This window comes from Streptomyces sp. NPDC046197 (genome assembly GCF_040646295.1).
Classification (GTDB): Bacteria; Actinomycetota; Actinomycetes; order Streptomycetales; family Streptomycetaceae; genus Streptomyces.
Window position 1 is genome coordinate 41033 of record NZ_JBEYZY010000027.1, and the last position, 22595, is coordinate 63627.

Annotated in this window: 18 protein-coding genes and 6 tRNA genes; 10 read left to right on the forward strand and 14 right to left on the reverse strand. The window is 70.1% G+C overall.

The window, feature by feature from the left end; genetic code table 11:
- Positions 1-84: 84 nt before the first annotated feature.
- From AB0A61_RS30195 to AB0A61_RS30210, 4 genes are all read right to left on the reverse strand, one after another.
- Complete coding sequence (locus AB0A61_RS30195) at positions 85-1041, reverse strand: ABC transporter ATP-binding protein (protein ID WP_361299104.1); 957 nt, start codon at positions 1039-1041, stop codon at positions 85-87.
- A 183-nt stretch (positions 1042-1224) separates the two neighbouring features.
- Positions 1225-1297: transfer RNA gene (locus AB0A61_RS30200), tRNA-Gly, on the reverse strand.
- Positions 1298-1378: 81 nt separating this feature from the next.
- Positions 1379-1450, reverse strand: a tRNA-Gly gene (locus tag AB0A61_RS30205).
- Positions 1451-1607: 157 nt separating this feature from the next.
- Positions 1608-1925 (reverse strand): Lsr2 family protein, encoded by a 318-nt coding sequence (locus AB0A61_RS30210; RefSeq protein ID WP_361299107.1) that lies wholly within the window; start codon positions 1923-1925, stop codon positions 1608-1610.
- 353 nt (positions 1926-2278) lie between these two features.
- Between AB0A61_RS30210 and purS the strand changes: the two genes are divergently transcribed.
- The 7 genes from purS (at position 2279) to purM (ending at position 10062) form a co-directional block, all read left to right on the forward strand.
- A complete protein-coding gene (gene purS / locus AB0A61_RS30215; protein WP_361299110.1) occupies positions 2279-2542 on the forward strand; it encodes a phosphoribosylformylglycinamidine synthase subunit PurS in 264 nt (87 codons plus the stop codon).
- On the forward strand, positions 2539-3219 hold the full coding sequence (gene purQ / locus AB0A61_RS30220; RefSeq protein WP_361299113.1) for a phosphoribosylformylglycinamidine synthase subunit PurQ: 681 nt from the start codon (positions 2539-2541) through the stop codon (positions 3217-3219). The genes purS and purQ overlap by 4 nt, the downstream gene beginning before the upstream one ends.
- Positions 3216-5474 carry a phosphoribosylformylglycinamidine synthase subunit PurL gene (purL, locus tag AB0A61_RS30225; RefSeq protein ID WP_361299116.1) on the forward strand — a complete coding sequence of 753 codons (2259 nt, stop codon included), beginning with the start codon at positions 3216-3218 and terminating at the stop codon, positions 5472-5474. Before purQ ends, purL begins: the two co-directional genes overlap by 4 nt.
- 179 nt (positions 5475-5653) lie before the next feature.
- Positions 5654-6451, forward strand: a complete 798-nt coding sequence (locus AB0A61_RS30230) for a sterol carrier family protein (RefSeq protein WP_361299118.1) — start codon at positions 5654-5656, stop codon at positions 6449-6451.
- A gap of 89 nt (positions 6452-6540) precedes the next feature.
- Positions 6541-7338 carry an META domain-containing protein gene (locus AB0A61_RS30235; RefSeq protein ID WP_361299121.1) on the forward strand — a complete coding sequence of 266 codons (798 nt, stop codon included), beginning with the start codon at positions 6541-6543 and terminating at the stop codon, positions 7336-7338.
- A gap of 72 nt (positions 7339-7410) precedes the next feature.
- Positions 7411-8940: an amidophosphoribosyltransferase gene (gene purF, locus AB0A61_RS30240; protein ID WP_361299124.1), complete on the forward strand. Its 1530-nt coding sequence runs from the start codon at positions 7411-7413 to the stop codon at positions 8938-8940.
- Between the two features lie 33 nt (positions 8941-8973).
- Entirely contained in the window at positions 8974-10062 is a 1089-nt protein-coding gene (purM, locus tag AB0A61_RS30245) for a phosphoribosylformylglycinamidine cyclo-ligase (RefSeq protein WP_361299127.1), read from the forward strand.
- A gap of 120 nt (positions 10063-10182) precedes the next feature.
- Here the strand turns inward: purM and AB0A61_RS30250 are convergent, their stop codons facing one another.
- Both AB0A61_RS30250 and AB0A61_RS30255 read right to left on the reverse strand, forming a co-directional pair.
- On the reverse strand, positions 10183-10434 hold the full coding sequence (locus AB0A61_RS30250) for a DUF3073 domain-containing protein (protein WP_361299130.1): 252 nt from the start codon (positions 10432-10434) through the stop codon (positions 10183-10185).
- Positions 10435-10789: 355 nt separating this feature from the next.
- Complete coding sequence (locus tag AB0A61_RS30255) at positions 10790-11893, reverse strand: Glu/Leu/Phe/Val dehydrogenase dimerization domain-containing protein (protein WP_361299133.1); 1104 nt, start codon at positions 11891-11893, stop codon at positions 10790-10792.
- Between the two features lie 231 nt (positions 11894-12124).
- On the opposite strand from AB0A61_RS30255, the gene AB0A61_RS30260 reads away from it, so the two are divergent.
- A complete protein-coding gene (locus AB0A61_RS30260) occupies positions 12125-12985 on the forward strand; it encodes a hypothetical protein (protein WP_361299136.1) in 861 nt (286 codons plus the stop codon).
- A 533-nt stretch (positions 12986-13518) separates the two neighbouring features.
- Positions 13519-13725: a developmental transcriptional regulator BldC gene (gene bldC / locus AB0A61_RS30265; RefSeq protein ID WP_003949541.1), complete on the forward strand. Its 207-nt coding sequence runs from the start codon at positions 13519-13521 to the stop codon at positions 13723-13725.
- A 454-nt stretch (positions 13726-14179) separates the two neighbouring features.
- On the opposite strand, the gene AB0A61_RS30270 is transcribed toward bldC, so the two are convergent.
- The 8 genes from AB0A61_RS30270 to AB0A61_RS30305 form a co-directional block, all read right to left on the reverse strand.
- Positions 14180-14371: a DUF6274 family protein gene (locus AB0A61_RS30270; RefSeq protein WP_361299139.1), complete on the reverse strand. Its 192-nt coding sequence runs from the start codon at positions 14369-14371 to the stop codon at positions 14180-14182.
- 621 nt (positions 14372-14992) lie between these two features.
- Positions 14993-15067, reverse strand: a tRNA-Asp gene (locus AB0A61_RS30275).
- Positions 15068-15160: 93 nt separating this feature from the next.
- Positions 15161-19138, reverse strand: a complete 3978-nt coding sequence (hrpA, locus tag AB0A61_RS30280; RefSeq protein WP_361299142.1) for an ATP-dependent RNA helicase HrpA — start codon at positions 19136-19138, stop codon at positions 15161-15163.
- Between the two features lie 360 nt (positions 19139-19498).
- Complete coding sequence (locus AB0A61_RS30285; RefSeq protein WP_361299145.1) at positions 19499-19834, reverse strand: hypothetical protein; 336 nt, start codon at positions 19832-19834, stop codon at positions 19499-19501.
- Positions 19835-19981: 147 nt separating this feature from the next.
- Positions 19982-20058 (reverse strand) — tRNA-Phe (locus AB0A61_RS30290).
- Positions 20059-20082: 24 nt separating this feature from the next.
- A tRNA-Asp gene (locus tag AB0A61_RS30295) sits at positions 20083-20157 on the reverse strand.
- A gap of 49 nt (positions 20158-20206) precedes the next feature.
- A tRNA-Glu gene (locus AB0A61_RS30300) sits at positions 20207-20279 on the reverse strand.
- Between the two features lie 80 nt (positions 20280-20359).
- Positions 20360-21982, reverse strand: a complete 1623-nt coding sequence (locus AB0A61_RS30305) for a metallophosphoesterase (protein WP_361299148.1) — start codon at positions 21980-21982, stop codon at positions 20360-20362.
- Between the two features lie 147 nt (positions 21983-22129).
- Here AB0A61_RS30305 and AB0A61_RS30310 point away from each other — a divergent pair, with 147 nt between their 5' ends.
- The gene (locus AB0A61_RS30310; RefSeq protein ID WP_361299151.1) at positions 22130-22480 is read left to right on the forward strand and encodes a metallopeptidase family protein; all 351 of its coding nucleotides are present in this window, start codon (positions 22130-22132) and stop codon (positions 22478-22480) included.
- Positions 22481-22595: the final 115 nt, after the last annotated feature.

The window sequence follows — 22595 nt, forward strand, 5'->3', positions numbered from 1 at the left end:
GTACGCCTCCAGGGGTGCCGCTCATGCCGTGTGCGCCTTCGGCCGGGGTGCCGCTCATGCCGGGTACGCCTCCAGGGGTGCCGCTCATGCCGTGTGCGCCTTCGGCTGCGGCGCGGACGCCTCCCGCGCGATGCCCAGGAACGCCTCCTCCAGGGAGGCCGATCGCGCGTCGAGACCGCGCAGTTCCACCCCGGCCCGGCGGGCCCACAGCAGCAGTTCCGTCGCCGTCCGCTGGAGCTCCCGGGTGCGCAGCCGGACGAGCCGGCCCCGTACCTCGTGCGTGAGGACCCCGAGTCCGGCGAGCGGTGGCAGGTCCCCGACGAAGTAGCCCTCGGGCAGTTCGAAGGAGATCCGGGACGGCTGGGACGCGGTCACCTCGGCCGGGGTCCCGGCGGCCGCGATGCGCCCCTCGTGCAGGATCGCGAGCCGGTCGGCCAGGATTTCGGCCTCCTCCAGGTAGTGCGTGGTGAGCAGCACGGTCGTCCCGGCGTCGCGCAGCGCCCGCACCAACTCCCAGGTGTCCCGGCGCCCTTCGGCGTCCAGCCCGGTCGTCGGCTCGTCCAGGAACAGCACCTCGGGTTCGCCGAGCAGTGCCAGGGCCAGGTCCAGGCGCCGTCGTTCACCCCCGGACAGCTGCTTCACCCGTACGTCCGCCCGGCGCTCCAGGCCGACCAGCGCCAGCGCCTCCCGGACCGGGCGCGCTGCGCTGACGCATCCCGCCCACATCCGCGCGGTCTCGGCGACGGTCAGCTCGGACGGGAATCCGCCTTCCTGCAGCATCACTCCGGTGCGCGGCCGTACGACGGCCCGCTCGCCGTGCGGATCGTGCCCGAGTACCCGCACCCGGCCCCCGGTCGGCGGTGCCAGTCCCTCCAGCAGCTCCACCGTCGACGTCTTGCCCGCGCCGTTGGTGCCCAGCAGCGCGAAGACCTCCGCGCGGTCCACGTGGAACGTGATCCCGCGCACGGCCTCGAACCCGCCCCCGTACACACGCCGCAGGTCGGTGACCTCTATCACGTGTTCGCGTTCGTTGGTGTCCATGGCTCCAGCGTCCCGGCGGACGGAAGCCGGCAGCAGTGCGCGGTGTCATCACCCGGCATGACAAATGTCAGAGGGCGTGCACGATGCGGCACAACGAGGCGTGCAAGACGAGGCACAACGAAACGTGCAAGATGCGGCACACGAAAAAGACCCCGGTCCAGTGGACCGGGGTCTTGTTTCCCGAGCGGACGACGAGGCTCGAACTCGCGACCTCAACCTTGGCAAGGTTGCGCTCTACCAACTGAGCTACGTCCGCAATGCCCCCGACCGGCTCCCACCGATCGGTGCGAGCACCAGCCTACCTGATCCACAAGAGTGGTCGGGACCGGCGGTGCAGAGCGGGTGACAGGAATCGCACACTGCGCCTTCCCCCTGGAAGGGGGATGTTCTGCTACTGAACTACACCCGCATGTACTCCGTGGGCTTCGGCCTTTCGGCCTCGCCCCTCGGCGTGCTCCAGACATTAACTGATCAGCAGGGGGGTAGCGCAAGTCGGTTGGCCCCAGGGCCCGCTGACGGGCCCTGGGCCGCGCCCGGCCGCCCCGGCACGCCGTGGAACGGTGGCGTCACTGTGCCGCGGCGAACGCCTCGTAGACCTTCTTGGGGATGCGGCCGCGGGCCGGCACGTCCATCTTGTTGGCCTGGGCCCAGGCCCGGACGGCCGCCGGGTCGGGGGCGACCTCCGTCTGCCGGTAGGCCTTGCCCGACCTCGACCGCTTGCGGCCCGCCTCCACGTAGGGCGCGAGCGCCTTACGCAGTTTCTTGGCATTGGCTTGGTTCAGGTCGATCTCGTAGGACTTGCCGTCGAGTCCGAAGGCGATCGTTTCCGCCGCTTCCGAGCCGTCGATGTCGTCAGAGAGAGTGACCACGACACGCTGCGCCACGAATATCGGTCCCTTCGTGCGACACCTCCACGGGCACGTCTCCGCGGTGACGTGCGGAGACGTTCGGAGATGCCGGCTGTTCGCCTGTTATCGGGAAAAGTATCGGCTGTCGCCAATTCATTTGTACAGTGCCGGGCATTGCAAAGTGAAGCCCGACTAAATCTGTCCGCGTGTCCCAGCGCAATACCGGGTCCGACACGGATCGCCGAACTTTCCCAGAACTTTTCACGAAGACGCCCGCTCGATACCGGATCGTGATGACGGTCACGTAGTTTCCTACGAGTCTACTCGCGTAGAAATTTTGTACAGGTAGTCTGAAGGAACCTGCTCAGCACCACACACCGGGAGTGCCAGTGGCACGCGTCGTAGTCGACGTCATGCTCAAGCCGGAGATCCTCGACCCCCAGGGCCAGGCGGTGCAGCGCGCACTGCCGCGGCTGGGTTTCGACGGCATCTCCGACGTACGTCAGGGAAAGCGATTCGAACTGGAAGTTGACGGGCCGGTCGACGAGGCCGTGCTCGCCCGCATTCACGATCTTGCCGAATCCTTCCTCGCCAACACCGTGATCGAGGACTTCACCGTCAAGGTGGAGGAAGTCACGGAGGCCGCGAAGTGACCGCTCGTATCGGCGTCGTCACTTTTCCGGGCAGCCTCGACGACCGGGACACCCAGCGTGCGATCCGCCTCGCGGGCGCGGAACCCGTCGCCCTGTGGCACAAGGACAAGGACCTCGAGCAGGTCGACGCGGTGGTCCTGCCCGGCGGTTTCTCCTACGGCGACTACCTGCGCGCCGGCGCCATCTCCCGCTTCTCGCCGGTGATGGAGACCGTCATCGAGCAGGCGAGGGCCGGCCTGCCGGTCCTCGGCATCTGCAACGGCTTCCAGGTCCTCACCGAGGCCCACCTCCTGCCGGGCGCCATGCTCGGCAACGACCACCTCCACTTCATCTGCCGCGACCAGAAGCTGCGGGTGGAGAACGCGGAGACCGCCTGGACCGGCGACTACAGCGCCGGTCAGGAGATCCACATCCCGCTGAAGAACATGGACGGCCGGTACGTCGCCGACGACTACACGCTCGACAAGCTGGAGGCCGAGGGCCGGGTGGTCTTCCGGTACGTCGACTTCAACCCGAACGGCAGCCTCCGGGGCATCGCCGGAATCACCAACGAGGCCGGGAACGTCGTCGGCCTCATGCCGCACCCCGAGCACGCCGTCGAGCCGCTGATCGGTACCGGGCGTACCGACGGGCTCCCTTTCTTCACCTCGATCATCAAGAAGCTGGTGGGCGCATGAGCAGGACGCCTCTGGACACGGTCGAGCACGCGGCCGCGACCCCCGACGTCGAGCTGCCCTGGGCCGAACTCGGCCTGAAGAAGGACGAGTACGAGCGGATCGTCGAGATCCTGGGCCGCCGCCCCACCGGCGCCGAACTCGCCATGTACTCGGTGATGTGGTCCGAGCACTGCTCGTACAAGTCCTCCAAGGTCCACCTCCGCCAGTTCGGCGAGAAGGCCCCCGAGAACGACGCCCTGCTCGTGGGCATCGGCGAGAACGCCGGTGTGGTGGACGTCGGCCAGGGCTACGCGGTGACCTTCAAGGTCGAGTCGCACAACCACCCGTCGTACGTCGAGCCCTACCAGGGCGCGGCCACCGGCGTGGGCGGCATCGTCCGCGACATCATCGCGATGGGCGCGCGGCCGGTCGCCGTCGTCGACCCGCTGCGCTTCGGCGCGGCCGACCACCCCGACACCAAGCGCGTCCTGCCGGGCGTCGTCGCGGGCATCGGCGGCTACGGCAACTGCCTGGGCCTGCCCAACATCGGCGGCGAGGTCGTCTTCGACGCCTGCTACCAGGGCAACCCGCTGGTCAACGCGGGCTGCATCGGTGTCATGCGGCACGAGGACATCCACCTGGCCAAGGCCTCCGGCGCGGGCAACAAGGTCGTCCTGTACGGCGCCCGGACCGGTGGCGACGGCATCGGCGGCGCCTCGATCCTGGCCTCCGAGACCTTCGACGACGCCAAGCCGTCCAAGCGCCCGGCGGTCCAGGTCGGCGACCCCTTCCAGGAGAAGCTCCTCATCGAGTGCACGCTGGAGGCGTTCGCCGAGAAGCTGGTCGTCGGCATCCAGGACCTGGGCGCGGCCGGTCTGTCCTGCGCGACCTCGGAGCTCGCCTCCAACGGCTCCGGCGGCATGCGCGTGACCCTGGACGACGTACCGCTGCGCGACTCCACGCTCTCGCCGGAGGAGATCCTCATGAGCGAGTCGCAGGAGCGCATGTGCGCGGTCGTCGAGCCGGACAAGGTCGACCGCTTCCTGGAGATCTGCGAGAAGTGGGACGTCATCGCCACCGTCATCGGTGAGGTGACCGACGGCGACCGCCTGGAGATCTACTGGCACGGCGGCAAGATCGTGGACGTCGACCCGCGCACGGTGGCGCACGAGGGCCCGGTCTACGAGCGCCCGTACGCCCGCCCGTCCTGGCAGGACGAGCTGCAGGCCGACGACGCGAACAAGCTTCCCCGGCCGTCGTCGAGCCAGGAGCTGAAGGACCAGATCCTGAAGCTGGTGGCCTCTCCCAACCAGGCCTCCAAGAAGTGGATCACCTCTCAGTACGACCACTTCGTGCAGGGCAACACCGTCCTTGCCCAGCCCGAGGACTCCGGGATGATCCGCATCGACGAGAGCACCGGCCTCGGTGTCGCGCTCGCGACCGACGGCAACGGCCGGTACGCCAAGCTCGACCCGTACGCGGGCGCGCAGCTGGCCCTCGCGGAGGCCTACCGGAACGTGGCGACCACCGGCGCCAAGCCGCTCGCCGTCTCCGACTGCCTCAACTTCGGCTCGCCCGAGGACCCGGCGGTCATGTGGCAGTTCGCGGAGGCCGTGCGCGGTCTCGCCGACGCCTGTCAGCAGCTCGGCACCCCGGTGACCGGCGGCAACGTCTCGCTCTACAACCAGACGGGCGAGGCGGCCATCCACCCGACGCCGGTGGTCGCGGTCCTCGGCGTCATCGACGACGTGGCCCGGCGCACCCCGGTCGCCTTCCAGGAGGAGGGGCAGCTGCTCTACCTCCTCGGCGACACCCGTGAGGAGTTCGGCGGCTCGGCCTGGTCGCAGGTGGTCCACGACCACCTGGGCGGACTGCCGCCCAAGGTCGACCTGGAGCGCGAGCGGCTGCTCGCCGAGATCCTGATCTCCGCCTCCCGCGACGGCATGGTCGACTCCGCGCACGACCTGTCCGACGGCGGTCTGATCCAGGCCGTGGTGGAGTCCGCGCTGCTCGGCGGCAAGGGTGCCCGGCTGGTCGTGCCGGACGGCCTCGACGCGTTCACCTTCCTCCTGTCGGAGTCGGCCGGACGCGCCGTCGTCGCCGTACCGCGCTCGGAGGAGGTCCGCTTCAACGACATGTGCGGCGCGCGCGGCCTGCCCGCCACCCGCATCGGTGTCGTGGACGGGGACACGATCGAGGTCCAGGGCGAGTTCGAGCTGTCCCTGACCGAGCTCCGCGAGGCCCACGAGGCCACGATCCCGGCGCTGCTCGCGTAAGCGGCCGTACGGTCGCACGCACGCCTTACGGCACCTCGTACGACGTCGAAGGCCCCGACCGGTTCGCCGGGCGGGGCCTTCGAGACGCGTGCCGTGGACCGGCTGTGGCCCTCGTCGGGGAGAGCGGCCGCGCGCAAAGGGCCTGAGCGGCCGCGCCGTGAAGGCTTAGGCTCACCCCCATGCCCCCGGCCAGGAAGCGCACACGGACCTACGACCCGGCGAAGATCCGCGCCGCGGTCCTCGCCCAGTTCGCCCACGTACGGGAAGCCGCCCGAGGCCTCACCCCCGAGCAACTCGCCCGGCCCACCCGGCTGGGCGACTGGACCGTACGGGACCTGGTCGCCCACATCGGCATGGCGCTCTCCGCGGTCGACCGGGCCCTGGACCGGCCCGAGCCGGCCCGGCAGGACGCGGTGCTGCTCGACTGGCCGTTCGCGACGGCGGTGAACGCCGCCGAACTCGCCGTCCTCGCCCACCGGTTCGCCGAGGAGAACCCCGACCTCGACGCCTACCTCGGCGGGATCGAGGAGCGGTTTGTGGCGCGATCGGCCGGGCTGCCCGGCACCCGGCTGCTCGCCACGAACGTCGGAGCCCTGCCACTGGCCGACTACCTCGTCACCCGCACCGTCGAACTCGTCGTCCACACCGACGACCTGAACGCCGCCGTCCCGGGGTCCGACATCCCGTACGACCGCCAGGCCGTCGCCGCCTGCACCCGGTTGCTGGCCGACGCGCTGGCCGTGCGGGCGCCCGGCGGGTCCACCGAGGTGCGCATCCCGCCGTACGCCGTGGTGCAGTGCGTCGAGGGACCCCGGCACACCCGCGGCACCCCGCCCAACGTCGTCGAGACCGACCCGCTGACCTGGATTCGGCTCGCCACCGGGCGGATGGCCTGGAAGGACGCCGTGGAGGCGGCCGCGGTCAGCGCGAGCGGGGAGCGGGCGGACCTCGGGGCGCTGCTGCCGCTGATGTCCTGAGCAGGGCGAGGGGAACCGATGAGCCGGCCGGGGGAACCGATGAGTCGGCCGAGGGGAACCGATCACCCCACCTCGCCCGTCGAATCGGCATGTACCGGTACAAGCAGCGCATCATCCTGACGGCGGCCGTCGCGCTGGCTCCGCTCGCGGTGGCTTGTGGCAGCGAGAAGGTGGGCAGCGGACCCGGCGGCGCCCGGCAGTCCGTCGCCGGAGTCCACTGGAGCGTGGACAGCCTCACCCTCGACGGCCGGACCAGCCGGGCCCCGGGCAACGCCTACCTGCGGATCGGCGAGGACGGCAGGGCGGAGGGCAACCTCGGCTGCAACAGCTTCGGCTCGACGGCCCGGCTGACGGACGACCGTGTCGTCTTCCGGCGGACCTGGGCCACCGAGATGGCCTGCCCGGGCGTCCCCATGGCCTTCGAGCAGAAGCTCTCCCGGACCCTGGCCGACGGAGCCCTCAAGGCCGCGGTCACCGGCGACCGGCTGACCCTCACCACCGACGCGGGCGACGCCGTGCACCTCACCAAGGAGCGCGACGCTCCCCTCTACGGCACGAAGTGGACCGTCACCGCCCTCGGTTCCCACGGCACCTCGGTGTCCCTCCCGAAGAACGCCAAGCCCTACCTGGTCCTCGACCGCGCCTCCGGCAAGGTCACCGGCAGCCTCGGCTGCAACCACGTCTGGGCGCAGGCCACCGTGCGCGACGGACACATCACCTTCGGCCGCGCGTCCACCACCCGAATGATGTGCGACGCCTCACTCATGCGCACGGAGAAGAGCCTGCTGCGCCTGTTCGACGGCACCGCGACCTACCGGCTCGACCACCGCACCCTCACGCTGACCAGCCAGAACGGGGAGAGCGTGACAGCAGTCGCGAGCGGGTGACCCCTTACCGCGGTGCCTTCCCCGGCATTCCCCAATTCGGACCAGTGGTCGATCTCGCCTACACTCGGTGCCGTGCCACGTGGTGACGGTCGACTCAATCACGATCTGCTCCCCGGCGAGAAAGGCCCCCAGGACGCGTGTGGCGTCTTCGGTGTCTGGGCTCCGGGCGAAGAGGTCGCAAAGCTCACGTACTTCGGGCTCTACGCCCTCCAGCACCGGGGTCAGGAATCCGCGGGAATCGCGGTCAGCAACGGCTCCCAGATCCTCGTCTTCAAGGACATGGGCCTGGTCTCCCAGGTCTTCGACGAGACCTCGCTCGGTTCGCTCCAGGGTCACATCGCGGTCGGTCACGCCCGCTACTCGACCACCGGCGCCTCCGTGTGGGAGAACGCCCAGCCGACGTTCCGCGCCACCGCGCACGGCTCCATCGCGCTCGGCCACAACGGCAACCTGGTCAACACGGCGCAGCTCGCCGAGATGGTCGCCGAGCTGCCCCGGGACAACAACGGCCGCTCGACCCGGGTCGCGGCCACCAACGACACCGACCTGCTCACCGCGCTCCTGGCGGCCCAGGTCGACGCCGACGGCAAGCCGCTGACCATCGAGGAGGCCGCGCACGCGGTCCTCCCGCAGGTCAAGGGCGCCTTCAGCCTCGTCTTCATGGACGAGCACACCCTGTACGCCGCCCGCGACCCGCAGGGCATCCGCCCGCTGGTTCTCGGCCGGCTGGAGCGCGGCTGGGTCGTCGCCTCGGAGACCGCCGCGCTGGACATCACCGGCGCCAGCTTCGTCCGCGAGATCGAGCCGGGCGAGTTCGTGGCGATCGACGAGAACGGTCTGCGCACGTCCCGATTCGCGGAAGCGAAGCCCAAGGGCTGTGTCTTCGAGTACGTGTACCTGGCCCGCCCGGACACCGACATCGCCGGCCGGAACGTCTACCTCTCGCGCGTCGAGATGGGCCGCCGCCTCGCCAAGGAGGCCCCCGTCGAGGCCGACCTGGTGATACCGACTCCGGAGTCGGGCACCCCCGCCGCCATCGGCTACGCGGAGGCCTCCGGCATCCCGTTCGGCGCCGGCCTGGTGAAGAACGCCTACGTCGGCCGCACCTTCATCCAGCCCTCGCAGACCATCCGCCAGCTGGGCATCCGCCTGAAGCTGAACCCGCTCAAGGAAGTCATCAAGGGCAAGCGGCTGGTCGTCGTGGACGACTCGATCGTCCGCGGCAACACCCAGCGCGCCCTGGTCCGCATGCTCCGCGAGGCGGGCGCGGCCGAGGTCCACATCCGGATCTCCTCGCCGCCGGTGAAGTGGCCCTGTTTCTTCGGCATCGACTTCGCCACCCGCGCCGAGCTCATCGCGAACGGCATGTCCATCGAGGAGATCGGCACCTCGCTGGGCGCCGACTCGCTCGCGTACATCTCCATCGACGGCATGATCGAGGCGACCACGATCGCCAAGCCCAACCTGTGCCGCGCCTGCTTCGACGGCGAGTACCCGATGGAGCTCCCCGACCCCGAGCTGCTCGGCAAGCAGCTCCTGGAGACCGAGCTGGCCGCGGGGCCCGCCGCCACGGCCGCGGCCGACGCGATCCGCCGCCCGTAAGTCCTGCCGTACGACACGAAAGTTCTCACCTCCATGTCTGAGACCGTCAGTGCCGAGGGCGGCGCCAGCTACGCAGCCGCGGGCGTCGACATCGAAGCGGGCGACCGCGCCGTCGAGCTGATGAAGGAGTGGGTGAAGAAGACCCAGCGCCCCGAGGTCCTCGGCGGCCTCGGCGGCTTCGCCGGGCTCTTCGACGCCTCCGCCCTCAAGCGCTACGAGCGTCCCCTGCTGGCCTCCGCCACGGACGGCGTCGGCACCAAGGTCGACATCGCCCGCCGGCTGGGCGTCTACGACACCATCGGCCACGACCTGGTCGCCATGGTCATGGACGACATCGTGGTGTGCGGTGCCGAGCCGCTGTTCATGACCGACTACATCTGCGTCGGCAAGGTGCACCCCGAGCGGGTCGCCGCGATCGTGAAGGGCATCGCGGAGGGCTGTGTGCTGGCCGGCTGCGCCCTGGTGGGCGGCGAGACGGCCGAACACCCGGGGCTGCTGGGCGCGGACGACTTCGACGTCGCGGGCGCCGGTACGGGCGTCGTGGAGGCCGACCGGCTGCTCGGCGCGGACCGTATCCGTAAGGGTGACGCGGTGATCGCGATGGCGTCCTCCGGACTTCACTCGAACGGGTACTCCCTGGTCCGTCACGTCCTGCTGGACCAGGCCGGGCTGTCCCTCGACACCCAGGTCGAGGAGTTCGGCCGCACCCTCGGCGAGGAGCTCCTGGAGCCGACGAAGATCTACGCGCTGGACTGCCTGGCGCTGACGCGGACCACCGACGTGCACGCCTTCAGCCATGTCACCGGCGGCGGGCTCGCGGCCAACCTGGCCCGTGTGATCCCCGACGGGCTGCACGCCGTGGTCGACCGCTCCACCTGGACCCCGGCCCCCGTCTTCGAGCTCGTCGGACGGACCGGCAACGTCGGGCGCCTGGAGCTGGAGAAGACCCTGAACATGGGCGTCGGCATGATCGCGATCGTGCCGCAGGAGTCGGCGGACGTGGCCCTCGCCACACTCGCCGACCGAGGGGTCGACGCCTGGGTGGCGGGCGAGATCACGGACCGGGGTGAGCACACCACGGGCGCGGAGCTGGTGGGCGACTACGCCCGACTCGGCGCCTGACGCGTCCCGTCCGGCGCTCGCGCAGCGCCGTCACGTGGGCGGAGCCCCGTGACGGCAGCACGAAACCCGGTCCGGTGCTGAGCCCCGGACCGGGTGAAAACGGCTGAGCCGCTGCAAGCGTTACGCGCCCCGGCGACGCTGGTGCGAGGAGTCTTCGTCCTCGTCCTCGTCGTCGTCCTCGTAAAGGTCGGCGTACCGTGCGTACAGGTCGTCGTCATGCTCATCGTCCTCGAAGCGGTCGCCGTTCGGCGACTGGTTCGACGTCGATGCGCCCAGCTCCTCGGCCAGGCGTGAGAGGTCCGTCCCACCGCTGTTGTACTTCAGCTGGCGGGCGACCTTCGTCTGCTTGGCCTTGGCCCGGCCGCGCCCCATGGCTCGACCCCCTCAACGACGGGGCTCAACGGCCCCAGAGTCTGACACGCGTTCATGATCCGGAACGGGCTCTCCGTGGAGAGACCGGTCCGTAGGGCTTCCACGGTACCTGAGCCCGCGGCCATACGGTACGTCGCCCGCAGGACGCGCGTGTGCACAGGACCGTTGAGGCGCCCCGTCCTCGCTGGTCAGTGGCGATTTTAACCACTTATTGGCGGGCGACCCGCCGGTGGAAGTGAGAGTTCTCTCCAACTGCCCACCGGCAGGTACCGTTCAAACGTAGGACGTCCGGGTCGTGCTGCATCCTGGCCGCGCCAGGCCGTCCCCGGCCCTCCTGGCTGCCCCGTCGGTGGTTTCACCACCCGCGCGTGACGCGTGCCTCCGCCATCCGCTGCTCGGCGATCCGGTCGGCCGCGGCAGCCGGCGGAATCCCGTCTTCCTTCGCACGTGCGAATATGGCGAGCGTGGTGTCGAAGATCTTCGCGGCCTTCGCCCGGCACCGGTCGAAGTCGAAGCCGTGCAGCTCGTCGGCGACCTGGATGACACCGCCCGCGTTCACCACGTAGTCCGGCGCGTAGAGGATCCCGCGGTCGGCGAGGTCCTTCTCGACGCCCGGGTGGGCGAGCTGGTTGTTGGCCGCGCCGCACACCACCTTGGCGGTCAGCGCCGCCACGGAGTCGTCGTTCAGGGCGCCGCCCAGCGCGCACGGGGCGTAGATGTCGAGGCCCTCGACCCGGATCAGGGCGTCGGTGTCGGTGACCGCGCTCACGCCGACCGGGTGCTGGTCGAGGATGGCCTGCACCGACTCCTTGCGCACGTCCGTGATCACGACCTCGGCGCCGTCCTTGAGGAGGTGCCCCACCAGGTGGCGGCCCACCTTGCCGACGCCGGCGATGCCGACCTTGCGGTCGCGCAGCGAGGGGTCGCCCCACAGGTGCTGGGCCGAGGCCCGCATGCCCTGGAAGACGCCGTAGGCGGTCAGCACGGAGGAGTCGCCCGCACCGCCGTTCTCCGGGGAACGCCCGGTGGTCCAGCGGCACTCGCGCGCCACCACGTCCATGTCGGCCACATACGTGCCGACGTCGCAGGCGGTGACGTAGCGGCCACCCAGCGAGGCCACGAAACGCCCGTAGGCGAGCAGCAGCTCCTCGGTCTTGTCCCGCTCCGGGTCTCCGATGATCACGGCCTTGCCGCCGCCGTGGTCGAGGCCGGCCATGGCGTTCTTGTACGACATGCCGCGGGCGAGGTTCAGCGCGTCGGCGACGGCCTCCTCCTCGCTGGCGTACGGGTAGAAGCGCGTACCGCCGAGCGCGGGGCCCAGCGCGGTGGAGTGGAGGGCGATGACGGCCTTGAGTCCGCTGGCGCGGTCCTGGCAGAGCACGACTTGCTCATGGCCACCCTGCTCCGAGCGGAACAGGGTGTGCAGTACCTCAGCAGGTGCGCCGGTTACGTCGGTCACGGTGGTGACTCCCGGGTAAGTAGCGGCGGGTGGGATCGGCTCCCGTACGGGTGGCGGGGGCTGTGGCATGAGCGTAGAGCCTGGCCACAGTCACCGCGGGTGCAGTGGTCGGGATCACCCTCCCACGGAGTACGTTCCCACTCCGGCGTGGGACGATTTGCAGTGGTTTTCCGTCCGCCCGGGCGTGGCCGGGGCGGGTTTCGGGTCTGGTCCGATGGGGAGGGAGCAGGCGTGCCCAAGGTGTCCTCGGTGGTCGTCCCGTACGCGACCTATCTGCGCGTCTACGAGCCGCTGGCCGCCTTCCCCGAGCCGGAGCGCAGTCAGTGGGCCCGCTACGCCCGCCGCGACGACCGCCCCTCCTACCAGGACGAGCTCCGCCGTGCCCTGGCGGACCTGCTGCCCACTCCGCCGATGCCGGTGCCGGTGCACGAGAGCCGGGACGCGTTCGTGCTCGACGTCGACGGGGTGGTGTGCGTCTGCCCCTGGCGCACCCGGCTGCGCGGCTGGCAGGCCCTGGGCGACCTCGCCGAGGAGCTCCCCGCCGTGGTCCTGGACGCGGTGCTGCCCCCGCTCGTACGCCGCCAGGCCGCCCAGGACTACGAGCGCTGGCTGGCCCGCAACCCCGATGCCCGGCCCTGGATCCGCACCGCGACCTGGCAGGTGCCGCTGAACTGGTTCGTGCTGGTCTCCGACGAGGAGCGGGAGTACGCCAAGGGCACCGCGGACTCGGCGGACTTCGGCGGCGACGTGCCGGTGCTGCGCTACCGGACGCCCATGGTGCAGGCCCGGCGCAGGGTGGCCCGGGCGCTGCGGACCCTCCGGGACACCATCGAGGAAGGGCCGCTGATCGACGGCCTGGTGGACGTGGGGCGCTGGCTGGAGGAGTTCCATCCGCGCTCGCTGGTGGAGCTGGACTACGGCGGGCTGGTGCACGTCCTGCCGGCCGGCGAGCTGGAGGGCGACCACTCGGCGGCGGACGTGGCCGAGGGCATCGAGGCGCTGCGCGCGGGCGACGGGGGCGCCGCGGGGGAGGCGTACGGACGGCTCGTGGAGCGGTGGCGGTCGGTGCGCGACCTGCGGTCGGCCAACTGACGGCCCGTCAGGAGTGACGCACGTCACGGCCTGGACGGCTTCGAACAGCGTACGGTCAGGGGCATTTCGCGAAGCTGACGGGGTGTAGGTCCCGATCCGGGCGTTTGCGCCAAGGGTGACGGACGGCACTTACCCGGCCCTTGCGCCGCTTGCCCCCCCTCATGCCAAAATAGGACAAGGAGTCCGGGGAGGACTCCGTCCGTCCGAACATGTACCACTGTGGGCGGAATCTCCGCATTGCACGCTTTGGGGGGTCCCGTGCCTCCTGATCGCCGCTGTGACTGATCGTCACAGCGGCGTGACTGTCCGCTATGGCATGGTCCATCGGCTTCCGTCGCTGATGGACACCTGGGAGGGCAATTCCATCGGTTTGGCCGACGCGGCTGGACAGATGGTGTAGTTGTAGTGCCGAGGACAAGCCGTTCGTCCTATAACCGACTCGACTCGCGTCGACCATTTCGGGCAACGCGGGTCAAGGTGCAGAATTTAGAGGAAAGAACCGAGAAGGTTCGGTTCTCCCGAGGAGGCCGCTCATGACCGCTCGCACCCCTGATGCCGAGCCGCTGCTGACCCCGGCTGAGGTCGCCACCATGTTCCGCGTCGACCCGAAGACGGTCACGCGCTGGGCGAAGGCCGGCAAGCTCACGTCGATCCGCACGCTCGGCGGGCACCGCCGCTACCGCGAAGCCGAGGTCCGCGCTCTGCTCGCGGGCATCCCGCAGCAGCGCAGCGAGGCCTGAACAACTGAATAGCAGGGCAAACCGGCCGACCCCCAACCGGCCGCTGCGCCCGACACCACAGCTCCAAGCGACGCGGGGACTGCCCCAACAGGCCCCACGCCCAAGCCGACCAGAGCTCGCCAGGCAATTGAACAAGGGTGCGTCGTCGATCGCGCTGGACTCCGCCGGGTCCAGCGCGATCTTTTTTGTGCGCCCACCGGGAGGTGCCGGGAGCTGTGTGCGCGGGCTTGTCGGAGTCTGGGGAGGGCTGTCGGATCACCTGTGGAGCACCCCGGAGAGCAGTGCAATTGCACATATTAAATTGATCCGTTGTAGGAGGGGTGTAAGTTCCTCGGTTTCAGAAACTCATGCGGTGACACCCATCACACGATCGGGCGCTTGTTCCCCGTCGCACCCCTGCGCTAAAGGAGGCGGCAGTTCCACCGCCCTGCTCCGGCAGGGGAGTTCGGGCCGGTCACGCGGTCGAGGGGCTCTCGTCCTCGAGCGTCTCGTCCGGGGCGTCCGCGGCCCGGGGGGCGCTGTCCATCGCCAGCCGCAGCAGGTGGTGGCAGACCGGGCAGTGACGGGTGAGATGCCGGTACGACGAGGCGGCCGCGAGGTGCGCACGGAGCAGCGCCCTTGTCTCGTGCCTGGCCGACGCCGTCATACGCCACCTCCAGCGGGCTTGCGGGAAAGCGGGCCCTGGTTTCTGGGTACCGGCCGAATGTGACGGCGTCAAGACGACGTGGCCCCCACCGAGCCACGCTCCGCCGGGCTCCACGGACGAGGCAGGCCGCCTGCGCAGGCGGGTGCCGCCGTGCGCAGGCGGGTCGAGGGGAGGGGTGCGCTGTGGGGGCGCGGGTCGAGGGGAGGGGTGCGCTGTGGGGGCGCGGGTCGAGGGGAGGGGTGCGCTGTGGGGGCGCGGGTCGACGGGAGGGGCGCGCCGTGGGGGCGCGGGTCGAGGGGAGGGGTGCGCTGTGGGGGCGCGGGTCGAGGGGAGGGGTGCGCTGTGGGGACGCGGGTCGACGGGAGGGGCGCGCCGTGCGGGCGCGAGGACACCACGGCGGGGACGCGCCCGGCGGACGCGAGGCAGACACGGCCGAGGCCTGCGTCCGTTGCCGGAGGCGGGCCTCAGTTCACAAGCGGTCCTGACGGGATTTGCTGTACCCGTTTGCGGCTGCGCCGCGGGCGCGGCCTCCACCTTGACAGGGTGGTGGCTTGTGCGGGCGAGAGCTGGAGAACGACTGAGGCCCGCGTCCGTTGCCGGAGGCGGGCCTCAATTCACAAGCGGTCCTGACGGGATTTGAACCCGCGGCCTCCACCTTGACAGGGTGGCGAGCACTCCAAACTGCTCCACAGGACCAGGTTTCGCGGCGACTGTTGTGCGTTGCGCTGCGAGAAAAGACTGTACAGGAGGCGAGCCGCCTGGTCGAACTCACCCCCTGTGCGCACACCGTCACGGAGCCGCGGCGTCGATCGCCTTCACGATCCGCTTGTCGGAGACCGGGTACGCGGTGCCCAGCGCGTGGGCGAAGTAGCTGACCCGGAGCTCCTCGATCATCCAGCGGATGTCCCGTACCGAGGAGGGCACCGGCCGGCCCTGCGGCAGCTGCTCCAGCAGCCATGCGTACTCGTCCCGCATCTCGTGGACCTTCTGCATGCGCGTGCTGTCCCGCTGGACGTTGGTCGGCATCTGCTGCAACCGGCGGTCGGCGGCGACCAGGTAGCGCATCAGGTCCGGCAGACGACGCAGACCCGACTCGGTCACGAAGCCCGGCTTCACGAGCGCGTCCAGCTGGGCCCGTACGTCCGCCAGGTTCGGCAGCAGCGCGGGGCTCCGTACGGCCTTCAGACGGCGCTCACAGGCCTGCCACGCGGCCAGCACCTGCTGCACCTGGCCCACGGTCCGCACGGTCACGTCGACGATCTCGGCCCGCACCTTGTCGTACAGCTTCCGGTACGACTCCTCGTCCCAGGCCGGACCGCCGAAGTCGGCGATCAACCGGTCCGCCGCCGCCGTCGCACAGTCGTCGAACAGCGCCTGGATCGAACCGTGCGGGTTCGCCGAGAGGGCGAGCTTCTGCTGGTTCGTGAGCTTTTCGGACGCGAACTTCGCGGGGTTCACCGGGATGTTGCGCAGGATCAGGCGGCGCGTGCCCTTCCACATGGCCTCGGCCTGTTCCGCCTCGGTGTCGAAGAGCCGTACGGAGACGGTGTCGCCGTCGTCCACGAGTGCCGGGTACGCCTTCACCGGCTGGCCGGCCCGGCGGGTCTCGAAGACCCGGGTGAGGGTGCCGATCGTCCAGTCGGTCAGGCCCCGGCGCTCCAGTGACTCGCCGCCCTGGCGTACCGCCGTGGCGGCCGCGGCCTGGGACAGCGCCTTCCTCGCCTTCGGCTTCAGCCGGAGCTTCAGTGCCTGAAGGTCCTTGTCCTCCTCCAGCTTCCGGCGCCGTTCGTCGACGATCCTGAAAGTGATCTTCAGGTGGTCGGGGACCTTCGCCCAGTCGAAGTCGTCCGCCTCGAAGGGCACGCCGACCATGCGCTTCAGCTCGCGCGCCATGGTGGTGGTGAGCGGCTCCTGGAGTGGGACCGCCTTCTCCAGGAACGCCTTCGCGTAGTTCGGCGCGGGGACGTAGTTGCGGCGGATCGGCTTGGGCAGGGAGCGGATCAGCTCCGTGACCACTTCCTCGCGCAGGCCAGGGATCTGCCATTCGAAGCCCTCGTCGGTGACCTGGTTGAGCACCTGCAGCGGGATGTGGACGGTCACGCCGTCCGCGTCCGCCCCCGGTTCGAACTGGTACGTCACCCGGAACTTCAGGTTGCCCTGCCGCCAGGAGTCCGGGTAGTCGGCCTTGGTGACCGCCTCCGCCGACTCGCGGATGAGCATCTCCCGCTCGAAGTCGAGGAAGTCGGGCTGCTCCTGCCGCTTGCGCTTCCACCAGGAGTCGAAGTGGGCACCGGAGACGACGTGTTCGGGCACCCGCTGCTCGTAGAAGTCGAAGAGGGTCTCGTCGTCGACCAGGATGTCCCGGCGCCGGGCCCGGTGCTCCAGCTCCTCGACCTCGGTCAGCAGCCTGCGGTTGTCGGCGAAGAACTTGTGGTGCGTGCGCCAGTCGCCCTCGACCAGCGCGTTGCGGATGAAAAGCTCACGGCTCGTCTCCGGGTCGATCCGGCCGTAGTTGACCTTGCGCTGGGCGACGATCGGGACGCCGTACAGCGTGACCTTCTCGTACGCCATCACGGCCGCCTGGTCCTTCTCCCAGTGCGGTTCGCTGTAGGTCCGCTTGACCAGGTGCTGCGCGAGCGGTTCGACCCACTCGGGCTCGATCCGCGCGTTGACGCGGGCCCAGAGGCGGGAGGTCTCGACGAGCTCGGCCGACATCACGAAGCGCGGGGGCTTCTTGAACAGCGCCGAGCCGGGGAAGATCGCGAACTTGGCGTTGCGGGCGCCCAGGTACTCGTTGCGGCCGCCGTCGCGGCGGGCGCCGGGCCCGGAGTCCTTGGACTCCTTCACGTCCTTCATGCCGATGTGCGAGAGCAGGCCGGCGAGCAGGGAGACGTGGATCCGGTCGGCGGGCGCGTCCTGGTCGTTGAGGTGGATGCCCATCTGCTTGGCGACCGTGCGCAGCTGGGTGTAGATGTCCTGCCATTCGCGGATGCGCAGGAAGTTGAGGTATTTTTGCTTGCACATCCGGCGGAAGGACGAGGAACCCCGTTCCTTCTGCTGTTCGCGGACGTAGCGCCAGAGGTTGAGATACGCGAGGAAGTCGCTGGTCTCTTCCCTGAAGCGGGCGTGCTGCTGGTCGGCCTGGGTCTGCTTGTCGGCGGGCCGCTCGCGCGGGTCCTGGATGGACAGCGCGGCGGCGATCACCATGACCTCGCGGACGCAGCCGTTCTTGTCGGCCTCCAGGACCATGCGGGCCAGACGCGGGTCGACGGGCAGCTGGGCGAGCTTGCGGCCGGTCTGGGTGAGCCGCTTGCGCGGGTCCTTCTGGTCCGGGTCGAGCGCGCCCAGCTCCTGGAGCAGCTGCACGCCGTCGCGGATGTTGCGGTGGTCCGGCGGGTCGATGAAGGGGAACTTCTCGATGTCGCCGAGGCCGGCCGCGGTCATCTGCAGGATGACACTCGCCAGGTTCGTACGGAGGATCTCGGCGTCCGTGAACTCCGGGCGGGCGACGAAGTCTTCCTCGCTGTAGAGGCGGATGCAGATGCCGTCGGACGTACGGCCGCAGCGGCCCTTGCGCTGGTTGGCGCTGGCCTGGGAGACCGGTTCGATGGGGAGCCGCTGGACCTTGGTCCGGTGGCTGTAACGCGAGATGCGGGCGAAGCCGGGGTCGATGACGTACTTGATGCCCGGGACCGTGAGGGAGGTCTCGGCGACGTTCGTCGCCAGAACGATCCTGCGGCCGGTGTGCGGCTGGAAGACACGGTGCTGTTCGGCGTGGGACAGCCGGGCGTACAGCGGCAGTACCTCGGTGAACCGGTATTTCTTCTTGAGCAGGGCGTCGGCGGTGTCGCGGATCTCGCGTTCGCCGGAGAGGAAGACCAGGATGTCGCCCTGGCCCTCGGCCATCAGTTCCTCGACGGCGTCGGTGATCGCGGTGATCTGGTCCCGGTCGGCGTCGTCGGAGTCATCCTCGAGCAGGGGCCGGTAGCGCACCTCCACCGGGTACGTGCGGCCGCTGACCTCGATGACGGGCGCGTCGCCGAAGTGCCGGGAGAAGCGCTCGGGGTCGATGGTGGCGGAGGTGATGACGACCTTGAGATCGGGCCGCTTGGGCAGCAGCTGGGCGAGGTATCCGAGCAGGAAGTCGATGTTCAGCGACCGCTCGTGGGCCTCGTCGATGATGATCGTGTCGTAGGCGCGCAGCTCGCGGTCGGTCTGGATCTCGGCGAGCAGGATGCCGTCCGTCATGAGCTTGATGAAGGTGGCGTCCGGGTCCACCTGGTCGGTGAAGCGGACCTTCCAGCCCACGGCCTCGCCCAGCGGCGTCTGCAGCTCGTCGGCCACCCGCTCGGCGACGGTACGGGCGGCGATGCGGCGGGGCTGGGTGTGCCCGATCATTCCCCGGACTCCGCGCCCGAGCTCCAGACAGATCTTGGGGATCTGGGTGGTCTTGCCGGACCCGGTCTCACCGGCGACGATGACGACCTGGTGATCGCGGATGGCTTCGGCGATCAGGTCCTTCTTCTGGCTGACGGGCAGCTGCTCGGGGTAGCTGATGCCGGGCACGCGGGCGCGTCGCACGGTCATGCGCTCCTCGGCCTGCCCGACCTCGCCCTCGATCTCTGCGAGGACGGCGGCGCGGGCCTGCGGCTGGCGGATCTTGCGCGCGCCTTCGAGCCTGCGGCCGAGCCGGTGCGCGTCGCGCAGCGACAGATCGGACAGGCGGGGGGCGAGGGTGCCGAGGGCGGGGGCTGGATGCGTAGACATACGCGGTCCAGGATCTCACCTCGGGGAAATGACACGCGAACGATTTGACGCGGGCGGTTCGTCGGCGACGTCGGGGGCCGGTTCGGCGGGTGGCGGTGTGCCCGGGCGGGGCGCCCGCCGGCTCACTGACCCCGCCGGCTCACTGACCCCGCCGGCTCACTGACCCCGCCGGCTCACTGACCCCGCCGGCTCACTGACCCCGCCGGCTCACTGACCGCGCCGGCTCACTGACCGCGCCGGCTCACTGACCCCGCCGGCTCACTGACCGCGCCGGCTCACTGACCGCGCCGGCTCACTGACCGCGCCGGCTCACTGACCGCGCCGGCTCACTGACCCCGCCGGCTCACCGACCGCGCCGGCTCACTGGCCCCGCTGGACCGGTGGCACCGTGGGCGTTGTGCTCGGCGTGGGCGCCGGCTCGCGTCGCGCCGCGCCGCCCTCGCCCAGGGCGATGGAGCGGGCCGTGTTGGAGACGGCCTTGATGCCGAGGTAGGCCGTGGTCATGCTGCTCACCGCGGTGAACGCGGCGGTGAGGACACCGACGATCACCGCGCGGTCGCCGTCCAGGCGCCATACGCCGAAGATCGCGACACCGGCGATCGCGAGATTGCTGATGATCACGGCCAGCAGTCCGTATCTGGCCCGGTCCTTCTCCAGCTCGGTGTCCCGAATGGCTCGTGCCTCGTCCCGGCTCATCGTCGACCCCCCAGTCGATAATCCCCACGCCGACCAGCCAGAACGTAGCGCCGAACGACACCGCTGCCAAGCCGCTCGCCGGGCAGGGCGCGATACGAAAACACCCCCTCGGGAAGAACCCGGAGGGGGTGTGCCCTTGAGGGGCAGTGGTGGCTGGGGCCGGGGTCGAACCGGCGACCTTCCGCTTTTCAGGCGGACGCTCGTACCAACTGAGCTACCCAGCCACGAGGTTTCACGTGAAACCTCAGCGGTCCTGACGGGATTTGAACCCGCGGCCTCCACCTTGACAGGGTGGCGAGCACTCCAAACTGCTCCACAGGACCATGTGGTGTGTGCGAACCGGCGAACGTAAGTGTCGCACACCGTACTGCGTGCCCCCAACGGGATTCGAACCCGTGCTACCGCCTTGAAAGGGCGGCGTCCTAGGCCGCTAGACGATGAGGGCTATCGGCCCGCCTGGGCGCTTCTCAGCGCGTCGGGGACGTGAGAAGCATATGGGATGGCGAGGGCTATCGCCAAAACGGTTTACGGGCTCGACGGCGAAGAGGGCGAGGGGGCCGAGGGGCTGGGCGTGGCCCCCGGCCGGTTCTCTTCCGGCAGGTGGCGGCTGACCTCGGCCGTCGTCTGGCCCAGTCCGCCCAGTTTGATCTCGTCCCAGGCCTGGAGGCGGTGGTTGTCCCGGTCGAAGTAGAGGATCGACGCCTCGATCGGGGCGGGGTACTGGTGCTCGACCGCCCTTAGGCCGCTGCCGCCCGTCGAGCCCTCCATGCGCAGCCGGGTGCCGTACTTCAGGATCTCCGTTCCCTCGTGGTGCAGATGGCCGCACAGAACCAGCGGCACCTCACCGTCCGTCCCGCGGGCCGCCGACGGCTCGTGGGCGATGGCGACGTCGACCGGTGTGCCCTTGGCCCGCTGGTCGCGCAGCGCCGACGCCAGCCGGGCGCCGGCCAGCTGCTCGGCCGCGTCGCCGCCGGGCGCGACGGAGCGGTCCGGGGTGAACTGGGGGTCGCCGATGCCGGCGAAGCGCAGGCCCGCGATCGTCTCCGCACTGCCGTCGTCCAGGACGTGCACGTTCTTCATGCGCTTGAGATAGGCCTGGGTGACCGTCGAGTCGTGGTTGCCGCGGACCCAGACGTAGGGGACGCCGAGGTCCTTGATCGGGTCCAGGAAGCCGTTCTCCGCCGCCGTGCCGTGGTCCATGGTGTCGCCGGAGTCGACGATCACGTTCACCTTGTACTGCTCCACCAGCGAGTCGATGATCTTCCAGCTCGCCGGGTTCAGGTGGATGTCGGAGACGTGCAGGACCCGGATCGTGGTCGGGTCCGGCGAGTAGGCCGGGAGCGTGGACGTGACGTCGTAGAGCTTCGTCACGTTCGTCACCAGGCGGGCCAACTCCTTCTGGTACACGTCGAATTCCGTGACGATGCTGCGCGCGTTGCCGACCAGGGACGGCGCGGAGGACAGCAGTCCCGAGAACTTGGGCTCCAGGACCGACTTGGGATTCCAGGTCGCGTACGCCGTCGCTCCCGAGGCGGCGAGGAGGGCCAGCGCCAGACCGCCGGCCGCGAGCGCGCGGCGCGGGCGCCGGTAGACCGCCAGGCCGAGGGCCGTCGCGCCGGCCACCACGGCCACGCAGGAGCGCACGGCCAGGTCGAAGGTGCCGTGCTCGACGTCCTGCACCACCTCGTCCTGCAGGCCGGAGATGCGCTCCGGGTGGTCGACCAGGGCCTGCGAACGGACCGGGTCCAGCTGGTCGACGTTGACGTCCAGACGGACGGGCGCGACATGGCTGTTCAGCTCCAGCGCGCCCAGCGGAGAGACGTTGATCTTCGTGCCGCCGCTCAGGGACGGGCGCAGCGTCATCGTGGTGTTCATGGGTCCGACGGGGACCCGTACGTCGCCGACGATCAGCAGGCCCAGCCAGGCGCCGACGAGTACGACGGCCACCAGGCCGAAGGCGCTGAGCCAGGGCCGCGGCTGCGGGGCCGGAGAGAGGGACGGTTGCCGGGCGCGGGCCGGCGGGCGGCGCCGCCGGGCGAGGGCACGGTCCGAGGGGTGGCGCCACCGGGCGAGGACGAGGGCCGCCCGCCCCGGGACGCCGGGCAGGCGGTGCATGCGGATCAGGTCTGCGACGGGGACGCGGGCCATTGGTCGCGTATGCCCAAGTGCGTAGCCCCATATGCGTGGCTGCGGGCGGCACGGGGCGCCCGTGGGACATCGGGCGGCTCGCGGGAGGCTTCGGACGGGGACGGTTCACGCCTCTGCTCCACGGGTGACGTACCGGACAATGGCTCTGTGCTGGAGATGACGCGCGAGGAGTTCGAGGAACTGGTCGCCGAGGCGCTCGACCGGATTCCGCCGGAGCTGATGCGGCTGATGGACAACGTCGCGGTGTTCGTCGAGGACGAACCGCCGCTCGACGATCCCGAGCTGCTCGGGCTGTACGAGGGCACCCCGCTGACGGACCGGGGCGAGTGGTACGCGGGCGTGCTGCCCGACCGGATCACGATCTACCGCGGGCCCACGCTGCGGATGTGCGAGACGCGTGAGGACGTCGTCGCGGAGACGGAGGTGACCGTGGTGCACGAGATCGCCCACCACTTCGGCATCGACGACGCCCGGCTGCACGCCCTCGGTTACGGCTGAGGCCAGGGCTGAGGCCCGGTCACGGCTGGGAGGGGCGTCGCCCGCAGGCGGCTGGGAGGGGCGTCGCCCGCAGGCGGAGCGCCACGGCTGTCGGTGGCGGTGGCGTGTCTTCTCG

What these genes read in the sequence shown, in the direction of transcription:
- AB0A61_RS30285 (WP_361299145.1), bottom strand. Translation starts at nt 19,834, where the DNA reads ATGAGCCGGGACGAGGCACGAGCCATTCGGGACACCGAGCTGGAGAAG.
- AB0A61_RS30195 (WP_361299104.1), bottom strand. Translation starts at nt 1,041, where the DNA reads ATGGACACCAACGAACGCGAACACGTGATAGAGGTCACCGACCTGCGG.
- AB0A61_RS30230 (WP_361299118.1), top strand. Translation starts at nt 5,654, where the DNA reads ATGCCCCCGGCCAGGAAGCGCACACGGACCTACGACCCGGCGAAGATC.
- bldC (WP_003949541.1), top strand. Translation starts at nt 13,519, where the DNA reads ATGACCGCTCGCACCCCTGATGCCGAGCCGCTGCTGACCCCGGCTGAG.
- purM (WP_361299127.1), top strand. Translation starts at nt 8,974, where the DNA reads ATGTCTGAGACCGTCAGTGCCGAGGGCGGCGCCAGCTACGCAGCCGCG.
- AB0A61_RS30270 (WP_361299139.1), bottom strand. Translation starts at nt 14,371, where the DNA reads ATGACGGCGTCGGCCAGGCACGAGACAAGGGCGCTGCTCCGTGCGCAC.
- purL (WP_361299116.1), top strand. Translation starts at nt 3,216, where the DNA reads ATGAGCAGGACGCCTCTGGACACGGTCGAGCACGCGGCCGCGACCCCC.
- AB0A61_RS30235 (WP_361299121.1), top strand. Translation starts at nt 6,541, where the DNA reads ATGTACCGGTACAAGCAGCGCATCATCCTGACGGCGGCCGTCGCGCTG.
- hrpA (WP_361299142.1), bottom strand. Translation starts at nt 19,138, where the DNA reads ATGTCTACGCATCCAGCCCCCGCCCTCGGCACCCTCGCCCCCCGCCTG.
- AB0A61_RS30250 (WP_361299130.1), bottom strand. Translation starts at nt 10,434, where the DNA reads ATGGGGCGCGGCCGGGCCAAGGCCAAGCAGACGAAGGTCGCCCGCCAG.
- AB0A61_RS30305 (WP_361299148.1), bottom strand. Translation starts at nt 21,982, where the DNA reads ATGGCCCGCGTCCCCGTCGCAGACCTGATCCGCATGCACCGCCTGCCC.